The sequence below is a fragment of the Enterobacter cloacae complex sp. EB5 genome (assembly GCF_031432835.1).
GTDB lineage: Bacteria > Pseudomonadota > Gammaproteobacteria > Enterobacterales > Enterobacteriaceae > Enterobacter > Enterobacter hormaechei_C.
This window is the reverse complement of the sequence record NZ_CP133860.1, coordinates 1,968,343-1,985,405: the sequence shown is the minus strand read 5'-3', so window position 1 is coordinate 1,985,405 and position 17,063 is coordinate 1,968,343. Positions and strand designations below refer to the sequence as shown.

Here is a 17,063-nt window from a genome sequence, read left to right as displayed (position 1 = left end):
GGTCAATCGACCGCCCTTATTTTAGCGTTAACTTACCGAATCAGGACTTTTTCTTTTCGCGGCTATGCAGGCCACGTTTTTCCAGACCACGGTAAATCAGCTGCTGCTGGATGATGGTCACCAGGTTGCTGACGATATAGTACAGCACCAGACCTGACGGGAACCACAGGAAGAACACGGTGAAGATGACCGGCATAAAGGTCATGATCTTCTGCTGCATCGGGTCGGTCACGGTGGTCGGCGACATCTTCTGAATGAAGAACATCGTCACGCCCATCAGGATCGGCAGGATGTAGTACGGGTCCTGTGCGGACAGGTCATGGATCCACAGGGCGAACGGCGCGTGGCGCAGCTCAACGGAACCCATCAGCATGTAGTACAGCGCAAGGAAGATTGGCATCTGAATCAGCAGCGGGAAGCAACCACCCAGTGGGTTTACTTTCTCTGCTTTATACAGGGCCATCATCTCCTGGCTCTGACGCTGTTTGTCATCGCCCAGACGCTCACGCATAGCCTGAATCTTCGGCTGTAGCATACGCATCTTCGCCATGGAGGTGTACTGCGCTTTAGTCAGCGGGTACATGATGCCACGAACGATAAAGGTGATAACGATGATGGAGAAGCCCCAGTTACCCAGGAAGCTGTGGATGAACTTCAGCAGCTTAAACAGCGGCTGAGAGATGAACCACAACCAACCGTAATCGACGGTCAGATCCAGGTGCGGCGCAACGGCAGCCATTTTGTCCTGGATTTCCGGGCCGACCCACAGGGTGCTTGCCAGTTTACCGGTTTGACCCGGCTGCACCAGAACTGGCTGAGATTTGTAGCCGATGGCTGCAATACCGTTGCCAAGGTTCGCGGTGTAGAAGTTGTTCGTACCGTCGTTATTCGGTACCCACGCCGTCGCGAAATACTGTTGCAGCATTGCGACCCAACCGCCTTTAGAGCTGACGTTCAGGTTTTCGTTATCGGCAATGGTATCGAATTTGTATTTCTCGTACTTGGTATCTGGCGTGGAGTAAGCCGCGCCACGGAAGGTATGCAGCGCAAAGTTGCTGCTTCCGGTATCACGGTGAGACGGCAGATTGATGGACTGCTTCAGCTGACCAAAGGTAGAGATTTCCAGCGGTTTCGCACCGGCGTTCTGTACGCTGTAGCCCACGTTCACCGCATATTCACCGCGTTTCAGGGTGAAGGTTTTGGTGAAGGTGTTGCCTGCCGCGTCGGTGTAGGTCATCGGGATAACCAGTTCGTTCTGACCATCAGCCAGCACAAACGTGTCATTCTCGACGTTATACAGTGGACGCGCACCGTTAGCCGGGTTATCCGGGCCATCACGACCGGTCAAGCCGCTCTGCGCCTGGTAGATAAATTCAGGCGTGGTTTCCAGTAACTGGAACGGTTCGGTAGACTTCAGCTCTTTCGGGTAGGTCAACAGCAGCGCCTGCTCAACATCACCACCACGGGTGTTGATAGTCAGCTCAAGCACATCGGTCTTAACCGTAATCTGTTTCCCCTGGCCACTGGCCGGTACGCCCTGGTCGGCGGCGCTACCCGCTGCGGTGGTCGTGGTCTGCGTGGTCTGCTGCTGGGGTTGAGGATTTTTATCCTGCTCCCATGCCTGCCAGATCATGAAAGACACGAACAACAAAGCGATGATAAGAAGATTGCGTTGCGAATCCATCGTTAGTGTTCTCTGGTATCAAAAGGTCCTGGAGGGACGGGGTCGTCTCCACCTGGGTGTAAAGGGTGGCATTTTAATACGCGTTTCACCGTCAACCAACTGCCTTTTATCACTCCAAACCTGCGCAATGCCTCAATTCCGTAGCTTGAGCATGTTGGCGTGAAACGGCAGTGTGGCCCGAGTAGCGGACTAATCAGGCGTTGATAGACCCGAATGAGGGCTATCAGGACCCGCGAGCCAGGCGACAGTGGCGGCGCCATAATTTTTCCAACGCTTCCGAGAGAGCACGGTTATCGAGGTCGGCAACCCCTTTTTTAGCCACCACCACGAAATCCATTGAAGGCAGTTCGTGCTGACGTAAACGGAAGCTTTCACGCGTCAGACGTTTAATCCGGTTGCGTTCATGCGCACGCTTAACGTTTTTCTTGGCGACTGTGAGACCGATGCGGGGATGCCCCAGCGAATTTTGGCGGCCGAGGATGGTGATTTGCGGCGTGCCAGCCCGTTGTGGCTGCTGGAAGACGAAAGTGAAATGAGTGGGAGTTAACAAACGTAACTCCCTGGGAAATGCGAGCTTAACCACTCAGGGGTTAGCTTTATTACTTGGAAACGGTCAGACGAGCGCGGCCTTTAGCACGACGACGTGCCAGAACCTGACGACCATTTTTAGTAGCCATACGAGCACGGAAGCCGTGAGAACGGTTGCGCTTCAGTACAGACGGTTGAAAAGTGCGTTTCATGGCGATTTCTACCTAAACTTGAAAAAATTCATGACTTTTGCGGATGCCCGACCGAGTTTCGAATGACGGACGCCGAAGCCGTGGGTGATTAAAGAGGCCGGATTGTAATAATTGTACACTCCGGAGTCAATTCTCTTTCCTTATTTCCCGCGTATTTCCGCACGATTTCGCGTGGAAAATGAGCAACGGACGACGCAGGAAGATGAGCATCACGCGCCGGGTCGAGGATTATACGGGCTCGCCAACAAAGCGCAAGGATCGTCCCGGATCTTCGTTAGATCATTTAAGCCAAAAATTGTCTGTACTCATTAAATTTTCCAATATGCGGCCTAAATCGCGAGGCACTCGCGTCAGGATCGTTTACACTTACCCGATTCCGGATCTTCCTGTGGATAAATCGGGAAGAATCTGTGAGAAACAGAAGATCTCTGGCTCAGTTTAGGCTATGATCCGCGGTCCCGATCGGGATCCAGCGATCCAGGCCGGGTATAACCGCAGATAGCGGTTCGCACATCACCCTTTTGCACAGGGTCATGTCGATGTGCGCCAACAATCATGAATATTCAATAGTTTTCTTTTATTGTTCGAGTGGAGTCCGCCGTGTCACTTTCGCTTTGGCAGCAGTGTCTTGCCCGATTGCAGGATGAGTTACCAGCCACAGAATTCAGTATGTGGATCCGCCCGTTGCAGGCGGAACTGAGCGATAACACGCTGGCTTTGTATGCGCCAAACCGTTTCGTGCTCGATTGGGTAAGGGATAAATACCTTAATAACATCAATGGACTGCTGAACGATTTCTGCGGGTCAGATGCCCCACAGCTGCGTTTTGAAGTGGGCACAAAGCCGGTCACCCAAACCGTTCGTGAAGTTGTCAATGTGGCAGCCCCTGCACAGGCGGCGCCCGCGCCAGCGCCTCGCGTTGCACCGGCTCGTCAGGGTTGGGATAACGTTCCGGCCCCCGCTGAGCCTACCTACCGCTCTAACGTTAACGTGAAACACACGTTCGATAACTTCGTTGAAGGTAAGTCGAACCAGCTGGCGCGCGCGGCGGCTCGCCAGGTAGCCGATAACCCCGGTGGCGCTTACAACCCGCTGTTTCTGTATGGCGGCACGGGTCTCGGTAAAACGCACCTGCTGCATGCGGTGGGTAACGGCATTATGGCGCGTAAGCCGAATGCGAAAGTGGTGTATATGCACTCCGAACGCTTCGTTCAGGACATGGTAAAAGCCCTGCAAAACAATGCGATCGAAGAGTTTAAACGCTACTACCGTTCCGTTGATGCGCTGCTGATCGATGACATTCAGTTCTTTGCCAATAAAGAACGATCGCAGGAAGAGTTTTTCCATACCTTTAACGCCCTGCTGGAAGGCAATCAGCAGATCATTCTGACCTCGGATCGTTATCCAAAAGAGATCAACGGCGTTGAAGATCGTCTCAAATCCCGCTTCGGCTGGGGCCTGACCGTGGCGATTGAGCCGCCGGAGCTGGAAACCCGCGTCGCGATCCTGATGAAAAAAGCCGACGAGAACGACATTCGCCTGCCGGGTGAAGTGGCGTTCTTCATTGCCAAGCGCCTGCGTTCCAACGTGCGTGAACTGGAAGGGGCGCTGAACCGCGTTATCGCCAACGCCAACTTCACCGGTCGTGCGATCACCATCGATTTTGTGCGTGAAGCGCTGCGCGATTTATTGGCTTTGCAGGAAAAACTGGTCACTATCGACAATATTCAGAAGACAGTGGCTGAGTACTACAAGATCAAAGTGGCAGATTTACTGTCTAAACGTCGTTCCCGCTCGGTGGCGCGTCCGCGTCAGATGGCGATGGCGCTGGCAAAAGAGCTAACCAACCACAGCCTGCCGGAAATCGGCGATGCGTTTGGTGGCCGTGACCATACGACCGTGCTGCACGCTTGTCGCAAGATCGAGCAGTTACGCGAAGAAAGCCACGACATAAAAGAAGATTTTTCCAATTTAATCAGAACATTATCATCGTGACGCTATGAAATTTACCGTTGAACGTGAACATTTATTAAAACCGCTGCAACAGGTGAGTGGCCCATTAGGCGGCCGCCCTACGCTGCCTATTCTTGGAAACCTGCTGCTTCAGGTCGCGGACGGTACGCTGTCGCTGACCGGCACAGATCTGGAAATGGAAATGATCGCGCGCGTTACGCTGACTCAGCCGCACGACGCGGGAGCGACCACGGTTCCGGCACGTAAATTCTTTGATATTTGCCGTGGGCTGCCGGAAGGCGCTGAAATCGCCGTGCAGCTGGAGGGCGACCGCATGCTGGTGCGCTCTGGCCGCAGCCGTTTCTCCCTCTCCACGTTGCCCGCTGCGGACTTCCCGAACCTGGATGACTGGCAGAGCGAAGTTGAATTTACTCTGCCGCAGGCGACGATGAAGCGTCTGATCGAAGCCACGCAGTTCTCCATGGCGCATCAGGACGTTCGTTACTACTTAAACGGCATGCTGTTCGAAACCGAAGGTGAAGAGCTGCGTACCGTGGCGACCGACGGTCACCGTCTGGCGGTCTGTTCTATGCCGATTGGTGATTCACTGCCGAACCATTCGGTGATCGTGCCGCGTAAAGGCGTGATTGAACTGATGCGTATGCTCGACGGCGGCGACACGCCGCTGCGCGTGCAAATTGGCAGCAACAATATTCGTGCCCATGTGGGCGATTTTGTCTTCACATCGAAGCTGGTAGACGGTCGTTTCCCGGATTATCGCCGCGTATTGCCGAAGAACCCGGATAAAACGCTGGAGGCGGGTTGCGACATCCTCAAGCAGGCGTTCGCGCGTGCCGCTATTCTCTCCAACGAGAAATTCCGCGGCGTACGTCTGTACGTGAGTGAAAACCAGATCAAAATCACCGCCAACAACCCGGAGCAGGAAGAGGCAGAAGAGATTCTGGACGTCACCTACGCCGGGGCTGAGATGGAAATCGGCTTCAACGTCAGCTATGTGCTGGATGTGCTGAATGCACTGAAATGCGAGAACGTTCGCATCCTGCTGACTGACTCCGTTTCGAGCGTACAGATTGAAGATGCCGCATCACAGTCGGCTGCCTATGTTGTCATGCCAATGAGACTGTAATGTCGCTCACCCGTCTGTTGATCCGCGACTTTCGCAATATCGAAAGCGCGGATCTCGCTTTATCCCCTGGCTTTAACTTCCTGGTTGGCGCGAACGGCAGCGGCAAAACCAGCGTGCTGGAAGCCATCTATACGCTCGGCCACGGCCGGGCGTTTCGCAGTTTGCAGATTGGTCGCGTGATTCGCCACGAGCAGGATTCTTTTGTTCTGCACGGGCGTTTGCAGGGCGCAGAGCGGGAAACCGCCATTGGCCTGACCAAAGACAAGCAGGGCGACAGCAAGGTGCGCATTGACGGCACCGATGGCCACAAGGTGGCGGAGCTGGCGCTGCTGATGCCGATGCAGCTGATTACGCCCGAGGGGTTTACTTTACTCAACGGCGGCCCCAAATACAGAAGAGCGTTCCTGGACTGGGGATGCTTTCACAATGAAGCCGGTTTCTTTAACGCCTGGAGCAACCTGAAGCGTCTGCTTAAACAGCGTAACGCCGCATTGCGCCAGGTCACGCGCTACGCCCAGTTGCGTCCGTGGGACATGGAACTCATTCCTCTTGCGGAACAAATCAGCCGCTGGCGTGCCGAATACAGCGCAGGTATCGCCGAAGACATGGCCGACACCTGCAAACAGTTTTTACCCGAGTTCTCTCTCACCTTCTCTTTCCAGCGTGGCTGGGAAAAAGAGACGGAATATGCCGAGGTGTTAGAGAGAAGCTTCGAGCGCGATCGCATGTTGACCTACACCGCGCACGGCCCGCACAAGGCGGATTTTCGCATTCGTGCCGACGGTGCGCCGGTGGAAGACACGCTGTCGCGCGGGCAGCTGAAGCTCCTGATGTGCGCGCTGCGCCTGGCGCAGGGGGAATTCCTCACCCGCGAAAGTGGGCGACGCTGCCTGTACCTGATAGATGATTTTGCCTCGGAACTTGACGACGCGCGGCGCGGGCTGCTTGCCAGCCGCTTAAAAGCCACGCAGTCGCAGGTTTTCGTCAGCGCCATTAGCGCTGAACACGTTATGGACATGTCGGACGAAAATTCGAAGATGTTTACCGTGGAAAAGGGTAAAATAACGGATTAACCCAAGTTGAAATGAGCGAGAAACGTTGATGTCGAATTCTTATGACTCCTCCAGTATCAAAGTCCTGAAAGGGCTGGATGCGGTGCGTAAGCGCCCGGGTATGTATATCGGCGACACGGATGACGGCACCGGTCTGCACCACATGGTATTCGAGGTGGTAGATAACGCTATCGACGAAGCGCTCGCGGGTCACTGTAAAGACATCGTGGTCACGATCCATGCGGACAACTCCGTGTCCGTTACCGATGACGGTCGTGGCATCCCAACCGGTATTCACCCGGAAGAGGGCGTATCTGCTGCGGAAGTGATCATGACCGTTCTGCACGCAGGCGGTAAGTTCGATGATAACTCCTATAAAGTTTCCGGCGGTCTGCACGGCGTAGGCGTATCCGTAGTAAACGCCCTGTCGCAGAAGCTGGAGCTGGTTATCCAGCGCGAAGGCAAAATTCACCGTCAGATCTACCAGCACGGCGTGCCTGAAGCGCCGCTGGCCGTCACGGGCGATACCGAGAAAACCGGTACCATGGTGCGTTTCTGGCCGAGCCTTGAAACCTTCACCAACGTCACCGAATTCGAGTACGACATTCTGGCGAAACGCCTGCGTGAACTGTCGTTCCTGAACTCCGGCGTGTCGATTCGTCTGCGCGACAAACGCGACAACAAAGAAGACCACTTCCACTACGAAGGCGGTATCAAGGCGTTCGTTGAGTACCTGAACAAGAATAAAACGCCAATTCACCCGAATATCTTCTACTTCTCCACTGAAAAAGACGGTATCGGCGTGGAAGTGGCCTTGCAGTGGAACGACGGTTTCCAGGAAAACATCTACTGCTTCACCAACAACATTCCACAGCGCGACGGCGGTACGCACCTTGCGGGCTTCCGCGCGGCGATGACCCGTACCCTGAACGCCTACATGGACAAAGAAGGCTACAGCAAAAAAGCGAAAGTCAGCGCCACCGGCGACGATGCCCGTGAAGGCCTGATTGCCGTGGTCTCCGTGAAGGTGCCGGATCCGAAGTTCTCCTCACAGACCAAAGACAAGCTGGTCTCTTCTGAGGTGAAATCGGCGGTTGAACAGCAGATGAACGAGCTGCTGAGCGAATACCTGCTGGAAAACCCGTCCGACGCGAAAATCGTGGTGGGTAAAATTATCGATGCGGCGCGTGCCCGTGAAGCGGCGCGTAAAGCGCGTGAAATGACCCGTCGTAAAGGCGCGCTGGACCTGGCAGGCCTGCCGGGCAAACTGGCTGACTGTCAGGAACGCGACCCGGCGCTGTCTGAACTGTACCTTGTGGAAGGGGACTCCGCGGGCGGTTCTGCGAAGCAGGGCCGTAACCGCAAGAACCAGGCGATTCTGCCGCTGAAGGGTAAAATCCTTAACGTTGAGAAAGCGCGCTTCGACAAGATGCTCTCTTCTCAGGAAGTGGCGACGCTCATCACCGCGCTCGGTTGCGGCATTGGTCGCGACGAGTACAACCCGGACAAACTGCGCTATCACAGCATCATCATCATGACCGATGCGGACGTCGACGGCTCGCACATTCGTACGCTGCTGTTGACCTTCTTCTATCGTCAGATGCCGGAAATCGTTGAGCGCGGCCACGTCTACATTGCCCAGCCGCCGCTGTACAAAGTGAAGAAAGGCAAGCAGGAACAGTACATTAAAGATGACGACGCGATGGATCAGTACCAAATCGCGATCGCCCTTGATGGTGCGACCCTGCACGCAAACTCCAGTGCGCCAGCGCTGGCCGGTGAGCCGCTGGAGCGTCTGGTCTCTGAGTTCAACGCCACGCAGAAAATGATTGGCCGTATGGAGCGTCGCTATCCAAAAGCGCTGCTGAAAGAGCTGATTTACCAGCCGACCCTGACCGAAGCCGATCTGAGCAACGAGCAGACCGTCACCCGCTGGGTGAACACCCTAGTGAGCGAGCTGAACGAGAAAGAGCAGCATGGCAGCCAGTGGAAGTTCGACGTTCAGCAGAACGCTGAGCAGCAGTTCGAGCCGATCGTCCGCGTGCGTACCCACGGCGTCGACACCGACTATCCGCTGGAGCACGAGTTTGTTACCGGTCCGGAATACCGCCGTATCTGCGCGCTCGGCGAGAAGCTGCGCGGTCTGATCGAAGACGACGCGTTCATCGAACGTGGCGAACGTCGTCAGCCGGTAGCTAGCTTCGAACAGGCGCTGGAGTGGCTGGTGAAAGAGTCCCGTCGTGGTCTCTCTATTCAGCGTTATAAAGGCCTGGGCGAAATGAACCCGGATCAGCTGTGGGAAACCACCATGGATCCGGAAAGCCGTCGCATGTTGCGCGTCACCGTTAAAGACGCAATCGCAGCGGATCAGCTGTTCACGACCCTGATGGGCGATGCGGTTGAACCACGTCGCGCCTTCATCGAAGAGAACGCCCTGAAAGCGGCGAACATCGATATCTAATATCGTGACACAGCGATAAAAGCCGCGCTTTAGCGCGGCTTTTTTATGGACGCAGGAAACTCCAGCGACATCACTGCCGGTAAACGTTTGACCAGCATATCTATGGCAATTCTTACCCTTAGCGGCAGGTGTGGCGTCTGCTGCCAGACGGCATGAACGTCGAAGCGTACATCCGGGGCCTGATCTAAGAGCGGGACAAGGTTCCCCTGCTGAATTTCTTTGATGACCATCCAGCAGGGTAACCATGCAAGGCCGTGGCCGGCCAGCGCCGCGTCGCAGATTGCCTGCAAATCATCCATATTGAGCGATGAGCGGGGAATAAACGTGCGCGACGTGCCATCGTAATCCATCAGCTGCCAGGGTAGGACTCTGCCCGCACGCGTGTAGTTAATGGCCGTATGCTGGCGTAAATCATCAACGCTTTGCGGCTGGCCATTCTTAAACAGATAATCCGGCGCGGCACACAGAACCATCCGGTGCTCCCCCAGCCTTCTGGCGACCAGCACGCTGCTGTCAGCCAGAGCGCCATTGCGCACCGCCATATCAAACCCTTCTTCCACGAGATCCACGACGCGGTCGCTGAAGGACATTTCAAGCTCAAGCCCGGGATGCTCCTGCGCCAGCTCTATTAGCAGCGGGGCGATACACTGGCGACCAAACAGCACCGGCACGGCAACACGCAGCCGACCGCTGACCTGATGTTTTCCGGTTTCAAGCTGCGATTCAGCGCCACGGATCTCCTCCAGCGCGCGCAGGCAGCGTTCATAAAAAAGTGCGCCGTTATCGGTCAGCCTCTGACTGCGGGTGGTCCGATGAAACAGACGAACCCCCAGCCTCTCTTCAAGACGAGCAATGCTTTTTCCTACCGCCGAGCGCGACAAATGCAGACGGACGGCGGCCTGGGCAAAACTTCCTGCCTCAACGGAGGCAACGAAAACGGGAATATCTTTCAGCGTATCGGTCATGGACGGATTGTGTCAATTTGGTCATCAATGAAGGGAAAACTTATCGCCACTGGCGACGCTGAGTCAACGGTAGACTGTCAGAACTGAAAATCATCTGATGACAGGAGAAAAAAATGACTGAAACAATGCAACGCTGGTCAATGGATGCCCTTGGTCGTGAAAGCCTCAGGCTCGTTCAGGAGCCTGTTCCACAGCCAGGCCCGGGTGAGGTTCGCGTAAGGGTTAATGCCGTTGCGCTCAACTACCGGGATAAAATGGTGATTGAAGGCACGATGCCGATTCCGCTTTCCTTCCCGTTTACCCCAGCATCTGACATGGCAGGCGTGGTGGACAGCATCGGCGAAGGCGTTACGCGTTTCAAGCCCGGCGCACGCGTCATCTCAACCTTCTTCCCGGAATGGATCGACGGCAAGCCGCAGGCAGACGCGCGCGATTTGCCCTATAAAACGTCCGGTGGATACTTCCAGGGCATGCTGGCCGAATATGTGATTGTGAGTGAAAACGCGCTGGTGGCGTCCCCGGAAAGCCTGGATGACGCTGAGGCCAGCACGCTTCCTTGCGCGGGGCTCACCGCCTGGTTTGCGCTGGTGGAACGTGGTCAGCTGCGCGCCGGGCAATCGGTGCTGGTACAAGGGACGGGCGGTGTGGCGCTATTCGCTTTGCAGATAGCAAAAGCGCACGGCGCAGAAGTTATTGTTACGTCGGGGAGTGATGAAAAACTGGCGCGGGCCAAAAAGCTGGGGGCCAGCCAGGGTATCAACCGACTGAAAGGCGACTGGGCTGAAAATACGCTGGCACTGACGCAGGATCGCGGCATCGACCATATTATCGAAACGGTGGGTGGGGAGAACCTGAGACATTCCCTGCGCGCCGTTGCCGTTCATGGGCGGATATCGGTCATTGGCGTGCTGGCCGGGACAGAAATTTCTCTGCCTGCAAGCGAGCTGTTGCTGAAATCTCCCGTCATTCAGGGGATTGGGGTTGGACACCGCCGGGCGCTGGAAGATTTTGTCCGTGCTGTTGATATCACGGAGTTAAAACCGGTGATTGAGCATCGCTACCGCTTTGACGAGCTGGAACAGGCGCTTGAACATCTGGATCGCGGTGCGTTTGGCAAAATCGTTCTCACCCGCGAGTGAGTTCCCGTTCCCGGGATAAACGTAAAAGGGGCTTTTTGTTGCGCAAGGTAGCTCTATTTTTGTGTGCTTAATCGCGTTAGCATGAGGTATCACTCATTTATCCCGGGGACCTCATGGCTATCAAACTCATTGCAATCGATATGGACGGCACGCTGCTGCTGCCGGACCACACTATCTCTCCTGCCGTTAAAAATGCGATCGCCGCCGCACGCGAAAAAGGCGTGAACGTGGTGCTCACCACCGGACGCCCGTATGCCGGGGTGCACAGCTACCTGAAAGAGCTGCACATGAACCAGCCTGGCGATTACTGCATCACCTATAACGGCGCGCTGGTGCAAAAGGCAGCCGATGGCAGCACGGTGGCGCAAACTGCACTGAGCTATGATGACTACCGTTTCCTGGAAAAACTCTCCCGCGACGTGGGCTCTCACTTCCACGCGCTCGATCGCAATACGCTTTACACCGCCAACCGCGATATCAGCTACTACACGGTGCACGAGTCCTACGTTGCAACCATTCCTCTGGTGTTCTGCGAAGCGGAAAACATGGACCCGGCAACCCAGTTCCTGAAAGTAATGATGATCGACGAACCCGCGATCCTCGACAAAGCCATTTCACGCATTCCGGCTGAGGTAAAAGAGAAATATACCGTGCTGAAAAGTGCGCCGTACTTCCTCGAAATCCTCGATAAACGCGTCAATAAAGGCACGGGCGTCAAATCGCTTGCCGATGCGCTGGGCATCAAGCCTGAGGAGATCATGGCGCTGGGCGACCAGGAAAACGATATTGCGATGATCGAATATGCGGGCATGGGCGTGGCGATGGATAACGCCATCCCGTCGGTAAAAGAAGTGGCGAACTTCGTGACCAAATCTAACCTGGAAGACGGCGTTGCCTGGGCGATCGAGAAATTCGTTCTGTCGTAACAAGTGCTTTGAAAGATTAGCCCTGGTTATTAACCGGGGCTTTTTTTGGCCCTGAATTTATCGAATTGTTCTTTTTGTGATCTGGATTGTAGTACAACATTAACTGATTGTACTACATTGCCACCACGGCAAAGACGAAAGGCCTCACGTTTGTACTGCAAAAGTGAGGCGAAATTCAGCGGTCGCGGTAAAGTAGTGATGGACTTACAGAGCACAAGGACTCTCCATGACACTCAATAAAACCGATCGCATTGTCATCACGCTGGGCACCCAGATTGTGGGTGGCAAATACGTTCCCGGTTCGCCGCTGCCAGCAGAGGCGGAACTGTGCGAGGAGTTTGAAACCTCGCGCAACATCATCCGGGAAGTGTTCCGCTCGCTGATGGCGAAGCGGCTGATTGAAATGAAGCGCTATCGCGGCGCGTTTGTGGCGCCGCGTAACCAGTGGAACTACCTCGATACTGACGTTCTGCAATGGGTACTGGAAAACGACTACGACCCACGGCTCATCGGCGCGATGAGCGAAGTCCGAAATCTGGTGGAACCGGCCATCGCCCGCTGGGCGGCAGAGCGCGCAACGTCAGGTGACCTGGCACAGATTGAGTCGGCTTTAAACGACATGATCGCCAATAACCAGAATCGGGAGGCGTTCAACGAAGCGGACATTCGTTACCACGAAGCGGTATTGCAGTCGGTGCATAACCCGGTTTTACAGCAGCTTAGCGTGGCGATCAGCTCGCTACAGCGAGCAGTATTTGAACGTACCTGGATGGGCGATGAGGCCAACATGCCGAAAACGCTTCAGGAACATAAAGCGCTGTTCGATGCGATACGGCATCAGGACGGCGATGCGGCAGAGCAGGCGGCGCTGACCATGATCGCCAGCTCGACACGAAGGTTGAAGGAAATCACATGACATCACGCTACATCGCAATTGACTGGGGATCGACCAATCTGCGCGCCTGGCTCTACCAGGGTGAGCAGTGCCTGGAAAGCAGGCAATCAGAAGCAGGTGTGACGCGCCTGAACGGTAAATCCCCCGCAGCGGTGTTAGCAGAGGTGACACAAAACTGGCGCGACGGTACAACGCCAGTGGTGATGGCCGGAATGGTCGGCAGTAACGTGGGCTGGAAGGTCGCGCCTTACCTGTCGGTTCCGGTGCATTTCACCGCCGTTGGCGAGCAGTTAACGTCCGTTGACGACAATGTCTGGATTATTCCCGGTTTATGCGTCTCTCGCGACGATAACCATAACGTGATGCGCGGCGAAGAGACGCAGCTGCTCGGGGCGCGCACCCTTTCTCCTTCTTCTGTCTACGTCATGCCCGGGACGCACTGCAAATGGGTCCTGGCGGATGCTGAGCAAATTCATGATTTCCGCACCGTGATGACCGGCGAACTGCACCATTTGCTGCTTAAGCATTCGCTGGTGGGGGCCGGTTTGCCGGAGCAGACCCCTTCGCCGGAAGCGTTTGCCGCCGGGCTTGAGCGCGGGATCGCCTCCCCTGTCGTTTTGCCGCAACTTTTTGAGGTTCGCGCCTCGCACGTGCTGGGAAATCTTCCGCGCGAACAGGTCAGCGAATTTCTGTCCGGCCTGCTGATTGGCGCAGAAGTCGCCACCCTGAGCGACGCGTTCGCCGGGCAGCAGGCCATCACGCTCGTCGCGGGTTCATCGCTGACGTCTCGTTACCGCCAGGCGTTCCACGCTATCGGACGGGATGTTGCTGCGGTGGAAGGCGACACGGCATTTCAGGCAGGCATAAGGAGCATCGCTCATGCAGTGGCAAACTGAACTTCCCCTGATCGCGATTTTGCGCGGTATCACGCCCGGTGAGGCCTTAGCGCACGTTGGCGCGGTGATCGACGCCGGGTTCGACGCGGTGGAAATCCCGCTCAACTCCCCGGAGTGGGAAAAAAGCATTCCGGCAGTTGTGAAGGCGTTTGGTGATAAGGCGCTGATTGGCGCTGGCACCGTATTACAGCCGGAGCAGGTGGATGAACTGGCGAAGATGGGCTGCAAGCTTATCGTCACACCGAATATCAACCCCGAGGTGATCCGCCGGGCGGTGGAGTACGGCATGACCGTTTGCCCGGGTTGTGCCACGGCCACAGAAGCCTTTGCCGCCCTCGATGCGGGCGCACAGTCTCTCAAAATTTTCCCGTCGTCGGCCTTTGGTCCGGATTACATCAAAGCGCTGAAAGCGGTCTTACCCGCCAGCGTGCCGGTCTTTGCCGTGGGCGGCGTCACGCCGGAAAACCTGGGCCAGTGGATGAGCGCGGGCTGTGTGGGCGCGGGGCTGGGCAGCGATCTCTATCGTGCCGGTCAGCCCGTTGAGCGTACCGCACAGCAGGCGGCAGCATTTGTGAAAGCGTATCGAGAGGCAGTGCAATGAAAATAACCAAACTCACCACGTACCGTTTACCCCCGCGTTGGATGTTCCTGAAAATCGAAACCGACGAAGGCGTGGTTGGCTGGGGCGAGCCGGTGATTGAAGGCCGTGCGCGCACCGTTGAAGCCGCGGTGCACGAGCTGGGCGAATACCTGATTGGCCAGGATCCGGCGCGCATCAACGACCTGTGGCAGGTCATGTACCGGGCGGGATTTTACCGTGGCGGTCCGATCCTGATGAGCGCCATCGCCGGTATTGATCAGGCGCTGTGGGATATCAAAGGCAAAGTGCTGAATGCCCCGGTCTGGCAATTAATGGGCGGCCTGGTGCGCGACAAAATCAAAGCCTACAGCTGGGTAGGCGGTGACCGCCCTGCGGAAGTGATCGACGGTATCCGGCAACTGCGCAACATCGGTTTTGACACCTTCAAACTCAACGGCTGCGAAGAGATGGGCGTTATAGACAACTCGCGCGCGGTAGACCGGGCGGTGAACACCGTGGCGCAAATCCGCGAGGCTTTCGGCAACGAGATTGAGTTTGGTCTGGATTTCCACGGCCGCGTCAGCGCGCCAATGGCCAGAGTGCTGATTAAAGAGCTGGAGCCGTATCGCCCGCTGTTTATCGAAGAGCCGGTGCTGGCCGAGCAGGCGGAATACTATCCGAAACTGGCTGAACAGACGCACATTCCCATCGCGGCGGGGGAACGCATGTTCTCGCGCTTCGAGTTTAAACGCGTGCTGGAGGCGGGCGGCATTGCGATCCTGCAACCGGACCTCTCCCACGCGGGCGGCATCACCGAATGCTACAAAATTGCCGGAATGGCAGAAGCCTGGGATGTGGCGCTGGCGCCGCACTGTCCGCTTGGACCGATTGCGCTGGCGGCCTGCCTGCACGTCGACTTCGTCTCGCGCAATGCGGTGTTCCAGGAACAAAGCATGGGCATTCACTATAACAAGGGCGCGGAGCTGCTCGACTTTGTGAAAAACAAAGAAGACTTCAGCATGGAAGGCGGTTTCTTTAAACCGTTAACGAAGCCGGGCCTTGGCGTGGAGATCGATGAAGCCAAAGTCATTGAGCTGAGTAAAAGTGCGCCGGACTGGCGTAACCCACTGTGGCGTCATGAAGACGGTTCCGTAGCCGAGTGGTAAATCGCCGGATGGCGCTACGCTTATCCGGCCTACTCTCTCGTAGGCCCGGTAAGCGAAGCGCCACCGGGCAAAAAAAACGTACATAGAAAAAATATAACCCTCTGTAAATTACAGGGCATGGTGAGCGGCTTCGCTATGCCCAAAATCTGGAGACAGATTGCGATGGATATTCCAGTTACTGCTGCAAAAACCGGGCGTCGTCGTTACCTGACGCTGATCATGATCTTTATTACCGTGGTCATCTGTTATGTCGACCGCGCCAACCTTGCCGTGGCATCGGCCCATATTCAGGAAGAGTTTGGCATCACCAAAGCGGAAATGGGCTACGTCTTCTCGGCGTTTGCCTGGCTGTATACGCTCTGCCAGATCCCGGGCGGCTGGTTCCTTGACCGCGTGGGTTCACGTCTGACCTACTTTATCGCTATTTTTGGCTGGTCCGTGGCGACTCTGTTCCAGGGCTTCGCCACCGGGCTGATGTCGCTGATTGGCCTGCGCGCCATCACCGGGGTGTTTGAAGCGCCCGCGTTTCCGACCAACAACCGCATGGTGACCAGCTGGTTCCCGGAACATGAGCGAGCCTCTGCCGTCGGCTTTTACACCTCCGGGCAGTTTGTTGGTCTGGCGTTTCTGACGCCGCTGTTAATCTGGATCCAGGAGTTGCTGAGCTGGCATTGGGTGTTCATCGTCACCGGCGGGATCGGCATTATCTGGTCGTTAATCTGGTTTAAGGTGTATCAGCCGCCGCGCCTGACCAAAAGCATCACCAAAGCCGAACTGGACTACATCCGCGACGGCGGTGGCCTGGTGGACGGCGATGCGCCAGTGAAAAAAGAGGCGCGCCAGCCGCTGACCAGAGCGGACTGGAAGCTGGTCTTCCACCGTAAGCTGGTGGGCGTATATCTGGGCCAGTTCGCGGTGACCTCCACGCTATGGTTCTTCCTCACCTGGTTCCCGAACTATCTGACGCAGGAGAAGGGGATTACCGCGCTGAAGGCGGGCTTTATGACCACCGTACCGTTCCTTGCGGCGTTTTTCGGCGTCCTGCTTTCGGGCTGGCTGGCGGACAAACTGGTGAAAAAAGGCTTCTCACTGGGCGTTGCGCGTAAAACGCCGATTATCTGCGGACTGCTGATCTCTACCTGCATCATGGGAGCGAACTACACCAACGATCCGGTGTGGATCATGACCCTGATGGCGGTAGCGTTCTTCGGAAACGGTTTTGCCTCTATCACCTGGTCGCTGGTGTCGTCGCTGGAGCCGATGCGTCTGATCGGCCTGACCGGTGGCGTGTTTAACTTTGTTGGCGGCCTGGGCGGGATCACCGTACCGCTGGTCATCGGTTACCTGGCGCAGGACTACGGCTTTGGTCCGGCGCTGGTGTATATCTCTGCCGTGGCGCTGATCGGCGCGCTCTCCTACATCCTGCTGGTCGGCGACGTTAAACGAGTAGGCTAATCCC

General features: G+C 56.2%; 16 protein-coding genes. 11 read left to right on the top strand and 5 right to left on the bottom strand.

What is annotated here, in order from left to right; translation table 11 throughout:
- Positions 1–40: 40 nt before the first annotated feature.
- The 4 genes from yidC to rpmH are packed head-to-tail and all read right to left on the bottom strand — an operon-like array spanning position 41 to position 2,424.
- Entirely contained in the window at positions 41–1,684 is a 1,644-nt protein-coding gene (gene yidC, locus RHN82_RS09510) for a membrane protein insertase YidC (protein WP_003861138.1), read from the bottom strand.
- Positions 1,685–1,686: 2 nt separating this feature from the next.
- On the bottom strand, positions 1,687–1,944 hold the full coding sequence (gene yidD, locus RHN82_RS09505) for a membrane protein insertion efficiency factor YidD (protein WP_001307474.1): 258 nt from the start codon (positions 1,942–1,944) through the stop codon (positions 1,687–1,689).
- A complete protein-coding gene (gene rnpA / locus RHN82_RS09500) occupies positions 1,908–2,267 on the bottom strand; it encodes a ribonuclease P protein component (RefSeq protein WP_003861126.1) in 360 nt (119 codons plus the stop codon). The genes yidD and rnpA overlap by 37 nt, the downstream gene beginning before the upstream one ends.
- 16 nt (positions 2,268–2,283) lie before the next feature.
- A complete protein-coding gene (rpmH, locus tag RHN82_RS09495; protein ID WP_000831330.1) occupies positions 2,284–2,424 on the bottom strand; it encodes a 50S ribosomal protein L34 in 141 nt (46 codons plus the stop codon).
- Positions 2,425–3,024: 600 nt separating this feature from the next.
- Here rpmH and dnaA point away from each other — a divergent pair.
- From dnaA to gyrB, 4 genes are read left to right on the top strand one after another with little or no spacing between them, the layout of a single operon-like run.
- On the top strand, positions 3,025–4,419 hold the full coding sequence (gene dnaA / locus RHN82_RS09490) for a chromosomal replication initiator protein DnaA (RefSeq protein ID WP_003861124.1): 1,395 nt from the start codon (positions 3,025–3,027) through the stop codon (positions 4,417–4,419).
- A 4-nt stretch (positions 4,420–4,423) separates the two neighbouring features.
- Positions 4,424–5,524, top strand: a complete 1,101-nt coding sequence (gene dnaN / locus RHN82_RS09485; RefSeq protein WP_003861122.1) for a DNA polymerase III subunit beta — start codon at positions 4,424–4,426, stop codon at positions 5,522–5,524.
- Positions 5,524–6,597: a DNA replication/repair protein RecF gene (recF, locus tag RHN82_RS09480; protein WP_045141783.1), complete on the top strand. Its 1,074-nt coding sequence runs from the start codon at positions 5,524–5,526 to the stop codon at positions 6,595–6,597. Before dnaN ends, recF begins: the two co-directional genes overlap by 1 nt.
- A gap of 28 nt (positions 6,598–6,625) precedes the next feature.
- Positions 6,626–9,037 carry a DNA topoisomerase (ATP-hydrolyzing) subunit B gene (gyrB, locus tag RHN82_RS09475; RefSeq protein WP_047050625.1) on the top strand — a complete coding sequence of 804 codons (2,412 nt, stop codon included), beginning with the start codon at positions 6,626–6,628 and terminating at the stop codon, positions 9,035–9,037.
- A 29-nt stretch (positions 9,038–9,066) separates the two neighbouring features.
- Here gyrB and RHN82_RS09470 read toward each other — a convergent pair whose 3' ends face one another.
- Entirely contained in the window at positions 9,067–10,002 is a 936-nt protein-coding gene (locus RHN82_RS09470; RefSeq protein WP_047050627.1) for a LysR family transcriptional regulator, read from the bottom strand.
- 113 nt (positions 10,003–10,115) lie between these two features.
- Here RHN82_RS09470 and RHN82_RS09465 point away from each other — a divergent pair, with 113 nt between their 5' ends.
- The 7 genes from RHN82_RS09465 to RHN82_RS09435 all read left to right on the top strand — a co-directional run bounded on the left by RHN82_RS09465 (position 10,116) and on the right by RHN82_RS09435 (position 17,059).
- Complete coding sequence (locus tag RHN82_RS09465) at positions 10,116–11,141, top strand: NAD(P)-dependent alcohol dehydrogenase (RefSeq protein ID WP_047050628.1); 1,026 nt, start codon at positions 10,116–10,118, stop codon at positions 11,139–11,141.
- 113 nt (positions 11,142–11,254) lie between these two features.
- Entirely contained in the window at positions 11,255–12,067 is an 813-nt protein-coding gene (yidA, locus tag RHN82_RS09460; RefSeq protein WP_017383697.1) for a sugar-phosphatase, read from the top strand.
- Positions 12,068–12,293: 226 nt separating this feature from the next.
- Positions 12,294–12,983: a D-galactonate utilization transcriptional regulator DgoR gene (gene dgoR / locus RHN82_RS09455; protein WP_003861109.1), complete on the top strand. Its 690-nt coding sequence runs from the start codon at positions 12,294–12,296 to the stop codon at positions 12,981–12,983.
- Entirely contained in the window at positions 12,980–13,858 is an 879-nt protein-coding gene (locus RHN82_RS09450) for a 2-dehydro-3-deoxygalactonokinase (protein WP_047050629.1), read from the top strand. Before dgoR ends, RHN82_RS09450 begins: the two co-directional genes overlap by 4 nt.
- The gene (locus tag RHN82_RS09445; RefSeq protein WP_047050631.1) at positions 13,842–14,459 is read left to right on the top strand and encodes a 2-dehydro-3-deoxy-6-phosphogalactonate aldolase; all 618 of its coding nucleotides are present in this window, start codon (positions 13,842–13,844) and stop codon (positions 14,457–14,459) included. Before RHN82_RS09450 ends, RHN82_RS09445 begins: the two co-directional genes overlap by 17 nt.
- Entirely contained in the window at positions 14,456–15,604 is a 1,149-nt protein-coding gene (dgoD, locus tag RHN82_RS09440) for a galactonate dehydratase (RefSeq protein WP_047050632.1), read from the top strand. Before RHN82_RS09445 ends, dgoD begins: the two co-directional genes overlap by 4 nt.
- 117 nt (positions 15,605–15,721) lie before the next feature.
- Complete coding sequence (locus tag RHN82_RS09435) at positions 15,722–17,059, top strand: MFS transporter (RefSeq protein ID WP_161956913.1); 1,338 nt, start codon at positions 15,722–15,724, stop codon at positions 17,057–17,059.
- The last annotated feature ends 4 nt before the right edge of the window (positions 17,060–17,063 follow it).